This window comes from Singulisphaera chitinilytica, assembly GCF_049331405.1.
Taxonomy (GTDB): Bacteria; Planctomycetota; Planctomycetia; order Isosphaerales; family Isosphaeraceae; genus PoT.
This window is the reverse complement of record NZ_CP186274.1, coordinates 3,468,676-3,481,047: the sequence shown is the minus strand read 5'-3', so window position 1 is coordinate 3,481,047 and position 12,372 is coordinate 3,468,676. Positions and strand designations below refer to the sequence as shown.

At 63.7% G+C, this 12,372-nt stretch carries 7 protein-coding genes; 5 read left to right on the top strand and 2 right to left on the bottom strand.

Features of this window, described 5'->3' with window-relative positions; genetic code table 11:
- Positions 1-13: 13 nt before the first annotated feature.
- From ACOYYX_RS14110 to ACOYYX_RS14095, 4 genes are all read left to right on the top strand, one after another.
- Complete coding sequence (locus tag ACOYYX_RS14110; protein ID WP_422930539.1) at positions 14-214, top strand: hypothetical protein; 201 nt, start codon at positions 14-16, stop codon at positions 212-214.
- A gap of 311 nt (positions 215-525) precedes the next feature.
- Positions 526-1,587 carry a DUF1559 domain-containing protein gene (locus ACOYYX_RS14105; protein ID WP_422930538.1) on the top strand — a complete coding sequence of 354 codons (1,062 nt, stop codon included), beginning with the start codon at positions 526-528 and terminating at the stop codon, positions 1,585-1,587.
- Between the two features lie 109 nt (positions 1,588-1,696).
- Positions 1,697-3,565, top strand: a complete 1,869-nt coding sequence (locus tag ACOYYX_RS14100; RefSeq protein WP_422930537.1) for a DUF1592 domain-containing protein — start codon at positions 1,697-1,699, stop codon at positions 3,563-3,565.
- On the top strand, positions 3,562-5,010 hold the full coding sequence (locus ACOYYX_RS14095; RefSeq protein ID WP_422930536.1) for a DUF1552 domain-containing protein: 1,449 nt from the start codon (positions 3,562-3,564) through the stop codon (positions 5,008-5,010). The genes ACOYYX_RS14100 and ACOYYX_RS14095 overlap by 4 nt, the downstream gene beginning before the upstream one ends.
- Positions 5,011-5,485: 475 nt before the next feature.
- On the opposite strand, the gene tnpA is transcribed toward ACOYYX_RS14095, so the two are convergent.
- Entirely contained in the window at positions 5,486-5,911 is a 426-nt protein-coding gene (gene tnpA, locus ACOYYX_RS14090; protein ID WP_422923331.1) for an IS200/IS605 family transposase, read from the bottom strand.
- Between the two features lie 500 nt (positions 5,912-6,411).
- On the opposite strand from tnpA, the gene ACOYYX_RS14085 reads away from it, so the two are divergent.
- Positions 6,412-7,626: a class I SAM-dependent methyltransferase gene (locus ACOYYX_RS14085; protein WP_422930535.1), complete on the top strand. Its 1,215-nt coding sequence runs from the start codon at positions 6,412-6,414 to the stop codon at positions 7,624-7,626.
- 126 nt (positions 7,627-7,752) lie between these two features.
- Here the strand turns inward: ACOYYX_RS14085 and ACOYYX_RS14080 are convergent, their stop codons facing one another.
- Positions 7,753-12,309, bottom strand: coding sequence for an FtsK/SpoIIIE domain-containing protein (locus tag ACOYYX_RS14080; RefSeq protein WP_422930534.1), 4,557 nt, complete (start codon positions 12,307-12,309; stop codon positions 7,753-7,755).
- Between the last annotated feature and the right edge of the window lie 63 nt (positions 12,310-12,372).

Sequence of the window (12,372 nt, the reverse complement as noted above, 5' to 3'; positions counted from 1 at the left end):
AGGCGATTGATCGATGCGTTATCTCCGGTCAGGCTCGTTCGGCCTTGGGTTGTCGCTCGTCCTTGGGACGATCTCGGCCTGCGACGACGGCGGCTCTTCGTCCGAGGTGCACCGTACCGCCGAGTTTCAGAAGGCCGCGCTCAATTCTCGGGACGCGATGCTGGAGCACATGAAGTCACAGCAGAAGGTCAGGAGCCATGTCAAGGCGAGATGATCTGCACCTGATCCCCTGGGAAAGGAGGGTGTAACTCCCGGAGTCAAACGTATCGGGTGGCCGCCCATCGATCGGCGGATTCGAGTGTCATCGAGGTATCGTCGATCGAGTAACTTCGGTCGCAGCTCGACGCGAGGTCGCTCGGGCCTCCGACCGGACACGGTTAGTGAAAGTGCCCATCGCCAGGCCCGGGATCATCGTTATCCCGATCCCGTCTGATATCCATGGCCCGATTCGCGTTGGCGACCTCGTCATTCGGGACCCGATGTATCGTCCAGCCAGGTCAATCTTCAAGGTTTTTGGAGGTCTTCATGCTACGTAATCGACGCGGATTCACGCTGATCGAACTCCTCGTTGTCATCGCGATCATCGCCGTGCTCATTGCCCTCCTCCTGCCGGCGGTCCAGGCGGCGCGCGAGGCGGCCAGGAGGGCCCAATGCATCAACAACCTGAAGCAACTCGGCCTGGCCTTGCACAATTACCACCAGGCCGTCGGCTCCTTCCCGATGATGAACGGCATGGCATATACTGACCCCCCCGCGAGCCAGAGCACGCTGACGGGCTGGGGCGTCTTCGGCGCGCACGCCTACCTGCTGCCTTACCTCGAGCAGAACAACATCTATAACTCCTGCAACTTCTGCTGGACGAGCTTCCTCTTCCCCGACGGCAGCGGCAACGGCTCGATGTCCGCCACAAACCGCACGGTCTGGCACACCAAGATCGCATCATACATGTGCCCTTCCGACGGAGAAGTCGGAATCAATAACATCTGTAGTTATCAAGGGAACTGCGGGACGGGCACCAATTTCGAGAACACCTTCGACACGAATGGCATCTTCGCCAACCACGTGGCCTACGACATCGCCCGGGTGACCGACGGCACCTCGAACACGATCGCGGCCACCGAATCCCTCGTAGGCGCGTCGGGCACCAAGCGGCATCGTTGGATGAAATCAGGCCTGATCGGGGGCACTAATGCCCCGGATCCGATCAACCTCAGGGACGCGCGCACGAATCTCGCCGGCATCCTTGCCCAGGCGGCCCAGTGCCAGGCCGCGATCACGAGCCCCAGCCCATTTTCCGACAAGGGGTATTGCTGGCAAGTCGGCGCCCCCGGTTTCACCATGACCAACATCATCTTCACCCCCAACTCCTCCCAGTTCACATTCTCAACCTGCCGTCTGACCTGCAATGACGGCTGCGGGGTCGACTTCGGGCAGTTCCAGGTCCCTTCGAGCAACCACCCCGGCGGCGTCAACGTTGCCTTCGCGGACGCCTCGGTCCGGTTCGTTAAAGATTCGATCAACCAAATGACGTGGATGGCGCTCGGAAGCCGCGAGGGAGGCGAGGTGATCTCCGCCGACAGCTACTGACGTTTTCATGCTTCACGAGGGGAGCGGCCCCGGCTCCGGGCAAGACCCGGGGAAACTCGGACGACGTTCGGGAAAGGGCACCTCCCCTCGGCTCTCCATGGGATGACCGATGAATCGCTCGTTGCGTTGTTCGCTGGCGATCCTTGCCCTCCTGCGTTTCGGTGGGATGGCCCGGGGGGAACCCTCGGACGTGGTCGCGGCGGTTCGTCCGACCCTGGAGCGGTACTGCCTCGGCTGCCACTCCGCGAAGTCGCCGAAAGGTGGCATCGACCTCTCCGGGCTCACCGACGAGCATGAGGGCCCGCTCGACATCGAGCTCTGGGGCCGAGTCGCCGAAGCGATGAGCGAACAAACGATGCCTCCAGCCGGCAAGGAAGGGCCGGACGAAGCCGAGAGGGACCGGATAATCCGGGCGGTCGAGCAAAGTCTCGAGGCGTCCGAGGGCGTCAGAGATCCCGGCCGACGGACCATCCAGCGCCTCACGCGAGTCCAATATAGCAACACGATCCGCGACCTCCTCGGCGTGGACACGAACGTGTCCGATGGTTTCCCGGTCGACGGCGCGGGTGGCGGGGGATTCGACAACAACGGGTCGACACTCTTCGTCTCTCCGATCCTGATGGAGAAGTATCTTGATGCCGCCGACACCCTCCTCGCGAGGGCCGACCCTTCGCGATACCTCGCGAGCAGGCCGAGCATCGAGGTGTCGAAGGAATCCGCGGCACGGTCCTGTCTTGAGGACTTCGCCACGCGTGCCTATCGCCGGCCCGTCTCCGTCGAAGACATGGCGCGTCTCATGCGCCTGTTCAGACGGGCTGACGAGCTCAATCGACCCTTTGGAGAGTCGATCCGACTGGTCCTGCGCGCCGTGCTCGCTTCGCCGAACTTCCTGTTCCTCGTCGAGCGCGACCGGGAAGGAACGGGGCCTCATCGGGTCGACGATCATGAATTGGCATGTCGGCTCTCGTACTTCCTCTGGTCTTCGATGCCCGACGACACCCTGCGTGGCCTCGCCGATCAGGGTAGATTGCACGAGCCGGAAGTCCTCGACGCCCAGGTCCGCAGGATGATCGACGACCCCAGGTCGCGGGAGTTGGCCAAGGATTTCGCAAGTCAGTGGCTGGGAGTGAGGGCACTGACCAGTCCGAACGGCACGGATCGCTCGCGATTCTCCGAGTACACACCCGGGCTTCGCGAAGCGATGGTGGAAGAAGTCATCAGCTCGTTCGACGCGGTGCTTCGCGATGACGCGCCGGTGCTGGACCTAATCGAGGCCAATTACATCCACGTGAATGAAATCCTCGCCCGGCACTATGGCATCAGCGGGGTTGTCGGCCCTGATTTCCGCAAGGTGGGGATCGAGGATCGCCGTCGAGGCGGGGTCCTCGGCATGGCCGCGGTCCTGACCTTGACCTCATACGCCGAGCGGACCAGCCCCGTCCTGCGAGGGCGGTGGATCCTCGCGGAGCTCCTGGGTACGCCGCCGCCTCCGCCGCCGCCGAACGTCAAGGTCCTCCCGCTCGAGGACAAGCCGATCGACGGGATGACCTTCCGGCAGCGACTGGAGCGGCATCGTGCACAAGAGGCCTGCGCCTCATGCCATTCCAAGCTCGACCCGCCGGGATTCGCCCTTGAGGGGTTCGACCCTCTCGGCCGCATTCGCTCCAGCATCGGCGGAAGCCCGGTGGACGATTCGGGAAAGTTGCCGTCCGGAGAATCCTTCCGGGGGGCCATCGAACTGAAGAAAGTCCTGAGGGAACGCAAGAAGGAACTCTTCCTCCGCAATCTCACCCGACGCATGCTCTCATACGCGCTCGCGAGAGGGCTCGAGCCTTTCGATGCGCCGACCGTCAAGGAGATCATAGCGAAGCTTGAGGAGCGGGATTATCGCAGCCGGACGCTCGTGACGGAAATCGTCAGGAGCTTCCCGTTCCAGTACCGTCGCAACGAACCAATCGTCGGGGGACCAGCGAAATGAGGAGCAAGAGCCTACGGATCTCGCGCAGGACTATGCTTCGTGGCGTGGGAGCCACCCTGGGATTGCCGCTCCTGGATGCGATGCACGTCGTATCGGCCAAGGCCCTCACCGTGGAGGCTGCCGCTCCGCCGACGAGGATGGCGTTCCTCTTCTTCCCGAACGGGGTGAACCAGGGGACATGGACCCCGGAGGGGGAAGGTCGGTTGCTCGAGCTTTCATCAGCCCTGCATCCCCTGGGCGCCCTGAAGGACGAAGTGCTCGTCCTCACGAACCTGACGAATATGGCTACGGACACCGGCGATGGTCATTACGTCAAGGACGCCGCCTTCCTGACCGGCACCACGATCACCCGGACGACCGGCGCCGAGCTCAACGCCAACGGGATCTCCGTCGACCAGCTCGCCGCGCAGCGGATCGGCAACCTCACCCCGTTGCCTTCGCTCGAGCTTGCGGTCGAGCCGGTCACGACAGGGGTCGACACCGTCGTCGGCTACACGCGCCTTTACGGTTCTCACATCTCCTGGTCAACCCCGACGACGCCGGTGGCCAAGGAGATCAATCCCAGGCTGGCATTCGATCGGCTGTTCCGCCCGGGCGTCGGGCGGACGAGGGACGCGGCCGACGACCGAAGCGTACTCGACCTCGTCTCGGCCGAGGCGAAGGCACTCCGATCCCAGGTCGGAGGAGACGATCGACACAAGCTCGACGAATATTTCGACTCGGTGCGAGCCGTCGAGAGGCGCGTTGCATTCGACGCGGATCATCGCCTCGCCCAGGTCCGAGACGACCCAGCCGCGAACAAGGACCTTGAAGCTCTCGGCGGGCGCATCGACCTCTACCATAAGGATCCCGGACGACTCCGCGAGCGGAGCATGGACCACACGGAGCATGCGAGGCTGATGCTCGACATCATCCTGCTGGCATTCCAGACCGACTCCACGCGAGTGGCGAGCTTCATGTTCGGCAACGCCGTGAGCGGGAAGGATTTCTCCTTCCTGGAAGGCGTGAAATCCTCTCACCACGACATTTCCCACCACGAGGACGACAAGTCCAAGCTCGAACAATACACCAAGGTCACAGCCTGGCACGTGGAACAATACGCCTATCTCCTCGAAAGGATGTCGAGGGTCCGCGAGGGAGAGAAGACGCTGCTCGACAACTCGATGGTGCTCCTCGGCTCGGCCTTGCGCGACGGCAACACCCACAATCCCCATAACCTCCCGATCCTGCTGGGTGGCCGAGCGGGGGGAACCCTCAGTCCCGGTCGCCACATCCGCTACGGCAAAGATACACCGCTTTGCAATCTGTATGTCTCCATGCTCCACCGTGCAGGCTCGCCGGTCGAACGCTTCGCCGATAGCAATGGCCCCTTACCGGGGCTCGACGTCCCCGATTTCAAGCCGCCCGGACAAGTTGATGACCCGCAAATGCCCAGGACGACTTAAGCTCGACTTGAGCTGCTTGATGTTCATATCTAGCCAATAAGTCCCCGGCATTCCGGGGCATCGATCGATGGAACTCCTCGGCCGGAGGCCGAGTTACTTAGAAGGGCCCGCCTAAAGGACCCGATTCCTGACGAAGTCCGTTCAAGGCTATCGAGGTTAATCCAGGTTCAGCTCGCCCTGCCGACGCGATTTCAACAAGTCATGTTGGATGAGGACAGCGCCCTTGCCCATCAGGACCTCGATCGTGTTCGCCGCGCCCCAGTAAATCAATTTTAGATCACATGCAACCATTTAATTTTCAATGAGGCTCCTCGGCCGGAGGCCGAGGTATCAGGAAGGCCCCCCGAGGGGGCCCGATACGTGAGGAAGCCCCCGTTGGGGGCGATGACTTGAGTCGCTCCGTCGGAGCCCGGTACATGCGGTAGCCCCCGCGGGGGACCGTAAGGCCAGGAAGGCCCCCTCGGGGCCTACGGGGTTACTCCAGGTTCAACTCGCCCTGCCGACGATCCAGCTCATCCTGCTCGCGGATGTACTGCCGCACCCGGGCCTCATCAAGGCCCACCGTGCTCACGCAATAACCCGTCGCCCAGAAATGCAGGCCCGTCATCCGGCGCTCCTTCAACAGCTCACGATGGATCCGGACGGCGCTCTTGCCCTTCAGGAACCCGATCGTGTTCGCCACGCTATACTTGGGCGGTATGCTCAAGCACAGGTGGATGTGGTCGGGCATCGCGTGCCCTTCCAACAGATCGATCCCGCGTTGACGGCACAATTCCCGAAGGATCGGGCCGATCTGATGCCGAAGCCTTCCGTAGAAGACTTTGCGGCGGTACTTCGGTATGATCACGACGTGGTACTTGCATTCCCACCGGACATGGGAAAGGCTCTGCCATTCGTGCATAGGCTCCTCCTTCCTGCCCCTCGGGGCCTTCCTGGAAGGAGGAGCCTATTTCATTGCACGTCGGATCGCTCGAAGCTCTTCGGGTCGCACGGCCAGAGGCCGTGGATTTATGACGTATTAATGCATCGACCAACAGCTCGATCCCACGCCGCCGGCGCAACTCCCGAAAGATCGGCCCAATCAGGTTCCGAAGCCTCCCCTAGAAGACTTTGCAGCCAAACTTCGGTATGATCACGACGTGGCGCCTGCACTCCCACCGGACATGGGAGAGGCTCTGCCATTCGTGCTCAGGCTCCTCCTTCCTGCCCCTCGGGGCCTACCCGGAAGAGGGAGCCTATTTTATTGCGCCCTGGGTCGGTCGAAGCTCTTCGGGTCGCACGGCCAGAGGCCGGTGATTTATGTTGTATCACCACATTGGCACTCACAATCGCAGCATACGATTGCCATTTCCTGCGTAATCCGAAAGATTGCGACCATGCTCACGAGAGGAACTCGAATCGATGGCGAGGGGTGATGCGGATTCCGAGTACGAAGTCCTCACGACCCCCGCGGGGGAGGAGCTCCTCAGCGAGGTGGCCCGCGTACCATCTCCGGGACCTTCGGAGCTTGCACGCTGGCGCCGAGTCGCCTCCGCGGAGCTCGTGACGGCCGCGGTGAGACTCAGCACGACGCGGCGACGGGCGGCCTCGAAGTTCTCCAGGGCCGCGGAGATGTGGCTGGAGTCGGTCGGTTTCGAGCAGGCCACGGCCGAACTCGTCGCGAAAGCGAAAGCCAGGCGGTTCGGCTCGAACCTCGTGGTCGACTTCTGCGCGGGGATCGGTGGTGATAGCCTCGCACTCGCGGCCGAGGGGAAAGTCATCGCCGTCGACTCCGACCCCGGCATGTGCCGTCGCATCGCCTGGAACGCCGAGGTCTACGGCGTCGGCGGGAACCTCCTGCCCGTGCAGTCGAAGGCCGAGACGTTGCCCTTGCCGACCGGGGCCTTCGTCCACGTCGACCCCGATCGTCGCGCCGGCGATTCCAAAAAGGGGCGGGCCCGCCTGCTCCAGGATTATGTCCCCAGCCTCGAGTTCCTCGGCAGCCTCCCCAACCGCAGCCCCGGCGGGGCCGTGAAACTGGGGCCGGCGAGCGACTTCGAGGAGTCGCCCGAATTCTCGGCCTGGGAGATCGAGATCGTGAGCCTCGGCGGGGAATGCAAGGAGGCCACGGCCTGGTTTGGCGAGCTCGCCACCTGCCGACGACGAGCCACCTGCCTGCCTCAAGGGGCGACGTGGACCGAGAAGGACGGCCCCGGCGGTCGGTCCGCACCGAGCCGGGAAGTGTCGAGATGGATCTACGACCCTGATCCCAGCCTCTCGAGGACGCGTCTCCTCGACAGCTTCGTCCTGGCGCATGACCTCGCCCGGGTCGCGCCGACGATCGACTTCCTCACGTCCGAGGCGTTCGTGACCTCGCCATTCCTCGCGTCTTACGAGGTCATCGAGACCGCACCCGTCGATCGCAAAGCACTGCGGCGTCTCATCGCGCGTCATCAAGTCGGGGTCCTCGACATCAAGCCGCGAGGAGGCCTGAACGTGAAACCGGAAGAGTTGCGCAAGGAGCTCAAGCTGGAAGGTCCGAACCGGGCGACGCTCTTCCTCTGGGGAGGTCATGTCCCCTCGCAGGCCGTCCTGGCGAGGCGATGGGCCGGCGAGGATGACGCTCTCAAGCCCTGATGTCTTGCACAACAGAATTCGAGCATTCTTCCGCTTGAAAAAGCGAATGGGATTGGCACCTCGGAGAATGAGGTGCCAATCCCTTGGATGATCCTGCGGTCACTTCTTCGAGCGAGTCGCGGTCACTCAGGTTTCCGCTCGCTCACGGCTCTCGGGTTCCTCGGCCGAGCCGTTGCCGGAGTTGCCGTTGCCACCGTTCGAGCCGTGGCCGTTGGTCGGGCCATGGCCGTTCTCGGCCGGGGGCGCCGTGTTGTAGTCCTTGGTGGCCTCGACCGCATCGTTGTAGATGGCGGCCCAGTCGATCCCACCGTCCTCGGCGACGACCCTGGGCTCGTTGCTGACGGGCGGAGCCGACTCGAACGACGGCTGGGTCGTTGCCGCGGCCTCGTCCGAGGTGTCGAAGGCGTCCGCGGCATCCGCATCGGTCGAGCGGGGGATCCTGGCGAAGCCCGGGGGCATCTCGTCCAGCGATCGATAGTTCACCGAGGGCTCATCCGACGTATCGAAGCTCGGGGGGGCATCGGCGTCGGTCGAGCGCGGGATCGGCGTGAAGCCGTACGGCAGGTCGCTCGGCGGGGCGGAGTACTCCGAGGGAGGAGCCTCGAACGAGTCCGTATAACTCGGCGAAGGGGCGGGCGCCGGGGCATCGGGGGCACCGGCTCTCGCTTGGGTGAGTTCGAAGGGAGCCTGCGGGGCGCCGTTGGGTCGATTCCGCATGCGATCGCGGACGTAATCGTACCACTCGGTGTCCTCGGGGACACCGTAGGGGCGGAACTTCTCGAGCTTGCCTTCTTCCTCGCTGAAGAAGAGGGCCCGGAGCTCGCCGAGCTTGCCGGCCGCCGGGGAGTCGATCAGGGAGCTCGAGTCGTTGGCGCTCATCTGGAAGAGCACGCGGATTTCGAACTCCTTCAGGCCCTGGCGGTCGAAGGTCCGGTTCAGGTTGTTGAGGCTATCGCACCAGATGATGGTGTGGATGTTGACCGGCGGGCCGTCGCGGAGGATGTTGGCGAACAGCTTGGCCGTCGGCAGGGCCTTGTCGTCGGAGCGGCTGCTGAAGCCGAAGTCGTCCTCAGATTTGCGCAGGTCGCGGAAGCGTTGGAGGTCGTAGATGAAAAGGTAGATCGGCGGGGTCTCGCCGATCTCGCTCTGCCGGCGATCGACCTCGCCGGCGATCTCGGCGATGACCGACTTCACTTCACGCCAGCTGACGTCCCGGATCGGGTGCGGGATCACGTCGGCGAGCCTGCCGAGCGTGCCCGCGGCACTGGAGTCGACCGGCGTGCCGTCGAAGACGTAGAAGCGGGCCCCGACCGCCGGGCTCGAGGGCCGGACCGGGACGTGCTGGGCGGCGATGCTCACCAGCGAGGTGATCATGATGCCGAGCGCACCCGGGCCGTTCTGGCCGACGATCAGGAGGTTGCTTCCGCTCTGCGGGCGGAAGACGGCGGCCGTGGGGTCCTTGATCGCGATTGCCTCGCCGAGCCAGCTCGTATCGGCCTTCGGGGGCGTCGGCCAGTCCTCGGCTTGCAGCAGGCCGGCGAGCAGGTGGTTCCTGGCGGGGACCGCCGGCAGGTTGCCTTCGAAGACGATCTGCTCGGTCGGCGGCCGGTTCTGGGCCTTCGCGAGGGCCTGGAGGTCTTCCAGGTATTCTTCCCGGCGGCTGTCCGACAGCCAGACGACCTGGAAGAAGTTGTTCCCTTCCACCGTACCGTTCTGGTCATTGTAGATCGCCTCGCCGGGGCGTGTCAGCAGGCGAGCGGCCGAGTTGTCCTCGCTCAAGATCAGGTTCGAGTCCGACTCGGAGCACTGGAGGGCGATGCGCACCGCCATCTGGCCGAGCGTGCTGCGGGCGAGCGAGTAGGCACCGCCGAGCGACTGAGAGCCGAGGTTGACGTGGACGCCGAAGGCACGACCCTGACGGACCAGACGGTCGAGCAAGAGGCCGACATCCTGGGCGATCTTGTCATCCTCGACGAAGAACTCCTGGAACTCGTCGACGATGAACAAGATACGCGGCAAAGGCGGCTGGCCTTCGAGCTGGCGATACCCGTTGAGGTCCTGGACGCCCAGGTCGCGGAACCGATCGCCGCGGACCTTCAGCTCGAGGTCGAGGCGCTGGAGCACGCTGAGGCCGAACTCGCGTTCGCTCTCGACCGCGATGACCTTGGCGTGCGGCAGCTCCATCGCCGCGTAGACCTTGAATTCGACGCCTTTCTTGAAGTCGATCAGGTAGAGCTGGAGTTCGTCGGGGCTGTAACGCAAGGCCGCGTTCATGATCAACGCGTGCAAGAGGGTCGATTTACCCGAGCCCGTCTTACCGGCGATGAGCACGTGCTGCGAGGTCCCTTTGCCCAGCTTCATGTGCTGGAGCTTCGTGGCCCCCGCACGGCCGAGCGGCACGTCGACCCCCTTCGCCGTGTTCCCCGTCCAGTACTCGTGGGGCTTCGGCGCAATGAAGTCGAACGGCACCTCGACGCGGTTGGCGTTGCGGGCCGCCTCGCCGACGATGTGCATGAGCCTCGTGAACGTCTCGGAGCTCGGCGGCTTGTCGAGCTGGAGCGGGAGCCTGCCGAAATTCGGGTCCCGCCACTGGAACTTCTGCTCCTTCCAGGCGAGGTTCACCGCGTAGGGCTCGAGATCCTTGAGCTGGACGCTCGAGGGCAAGGGGAGCTTGGTGTCGACCGAGATCAAGGTGAAGACGCCGCAACGGGCACCGCTGCTCGCGATGCTGAAGAGTCGCCTGGTGGCCGACTCGTTGAAGTTGGCCGGGAAGTTCGAGACCACGAGGATCCGGAACGGCTCGGCGACCTCGCCGGCGTGGATGTTGTAATCCTCGATCGTCTCGAATTCGTTGCGCAGGTATTTCTGGATGACGTTTTCCATGTGCGCCTGGAGGTCGGTCAGGCGCTGCTCGATGTGAGACGTCTCGGTCCAGATGCGGTCGTTGACGAGTAGCGGGCTGTAGTCGGCCAGGTGCATGAAGGCGGCGAAGTGCTCGCCAAGGCTCACGGGGTCGATGATCGTGAACCGCACCTTGCCCGCCGGGATCGACGTGGCGTACCGCAGCATCATCGACTGGAGAAGTTGCGCCGCCTCGACCTTCCCCGTATCCGACGCTCGGATCAGGAGCGAGGCCTGGGTGGGGAACGGAACCATCGCGGGGAGCGAGTAGGACTCTGGCGCCATCCCCTTGAGCCGGGGATCGGTGGTGACTCCCTGCGGGATGTCCTTCATGTCGATCCGGAAGCGGCCGAACTGGAGCGTAGGAGGGACCGCCTTGGGGAGTGTCCAATCGTCGGGGGCGGTGTTGTGCCAGTCGAGGAAGAGCTCGGCACCGGCGTTGTTCACGTCGTCAACGTTGGATTGGACGTGGTCGAGGGCCTCCTGCCAGCGGTCGGTGAGCTTCTTCCAGGTGTCGGCATAGAGCTTCTCGGTCGACTCCTTCTGGATCCGATAGTTCTCATGGAGCTGGTTGGTGTCATTGACCAGCTTCTCCTTGAGCTCAGCGATCTTCTTGGGATAGCGGTCGTCGGCCTTCTGGATATCCTCGGTCCGACGCTTCTCGATGTCCTTGATCATGGCCGGGTACTTTTCGTCGGCCAGCTTGATCTCCTCGGCGCTCCGCTCGTCGGCGACCTCGCTCGTGACGTTGAACTTCTCTTCGGCCTTGTTGCTGTCGCTCTCGCGCTTCTGCTCGATCTCGATCTTCTGATTTTCGAAGGTCGCCTTGATCCAGTCCTGGGCCTGGGGAATGAGCCTTTCGGCCTCCTCGAGCGAGTAGGCGAACTGGGGATAGAGGCCCTGCACATGCTTCCTTGCGAGGCCGCTCAGCCAGGACCGGATACCGACCGCGACGACGATCGCGATCACGACGCCGGCACCCGCGCCGATCGGTAGGCCCAGATTCGCACCAAATGCCAATCCACCAGCGAGGACTGCCCCGAGGACCACGAAGGGCCAGATGAATTGCTGCGGGCGAAGGAACTTGGGCAGCTTCAGCGTGTTCAGGGGCTCGAGCTGCTCGTCGGCCTTCTTGAGGACGTCGATGAGCTGGGAGAGGGGCGAGCTTTCCTTGGGCTCGGGGGCCTCCTGGTTCTCCCCTTCGGCCTCGCCTGTGGTCGCGGCGGCCTCGGCGGGTTGCGCAGGCGTGCTCTCGGACGTCTCGGGGGCGGGGGCGGCGGTAAGGCCGTATTTCTTGCCGAGGGCCATGACGTCGTGCGAGTCGTCCTTGATGACCTCGAAGTGTTCGAGGGCGGCGGCCATGTCGGCTTCGCGCTTCTTGTGCCGCTTGACGACGCTTTCCTTGGCCGACTCGAAGACGGCGAGGATCTGCCAGCGCGTCTCCTCCATCAGCTTCTTGGCCGACTTCTTGGCGGAGTTTGCCTTGGCGGCGCTCTTGCGGCGGACCTCGGCGTACTCGGCTTCGGTCGTCTGCTTCTCGGCCTCGTACTTCTTCTTCAGCTCCGCCCTGACGGCGCGGTAGCGGGCCTCTGTCCCTTCGATCTCAGCCTTGCCGGTCTTGGTCAGGGTCGCGAGGGCCTCCTGGAAGGAAGTCTCCTCGGTTTGCTTGCGGATTCGATAGCCACGCTCCGTATCCGACTCGGCCTTGGCGCGTTCCGCGGAGGCGCGCTCCAACGTTTGCAGGGCGTCGACTTCTTTCTGCAGCAGGGTCGTGTCAGACATGGTGGCCAAACCCGTTGGTTCGAATGCCCGCGATCGGGGCTGATGAGGATGTTCACGACCCTC

Coding starts and splice junctions, on each gene's coding strand:
- ACOYYX_RS14110 (WP_422930539.1), top strand. CDS start 14: ATGCGTTATCTCCGGTCAGGCTCGTTCGGCCTTGGGTTGTCGCTCGTC.
- ACOYYX_RS14105 (WP_422930538.1), top strand. CDS start 526: ATGCTACGTAATCGACGCGGATTCACGCTGATCGAACTCCTCGTTGTC.
- ACOYYX_RS14100 (WP_422930537.1), top strand. CDS start 1,697: ATGAATCGCTCGTTGCGTTGTTCGCTGGCGATCCTTGCCCTCCTGCGT.
- ACOYYX_RS14095 (WP_422930536.1), top strand. CDS start 3,562: ATGAGGAGCAAGAGCCTACGGATCTCGCGCAGGACTATGCTTCGTGGC.
- tnpA (WP_422923331.1), bottom strand. CDS start 5,911: ATGCACGAATGGCAGAGCCTTTCCCATGTCCGGTGGGAATGCAAGTAC.
- ACOYYX_RS14085 (WP_422930535.1), top strand. CDS start 6,412: ATGGCGAGGGGTGATGCGGATTCCGAGTACGAAGTCCTCACGACCCCC.
- ACOYYX_RS14080 (WP_422930534.1), bottom strand. CDS start 12,309: ATGTCTGACACGACCCTGCTGCAGAAAGAAGTCGACGCCCTGCAAACG.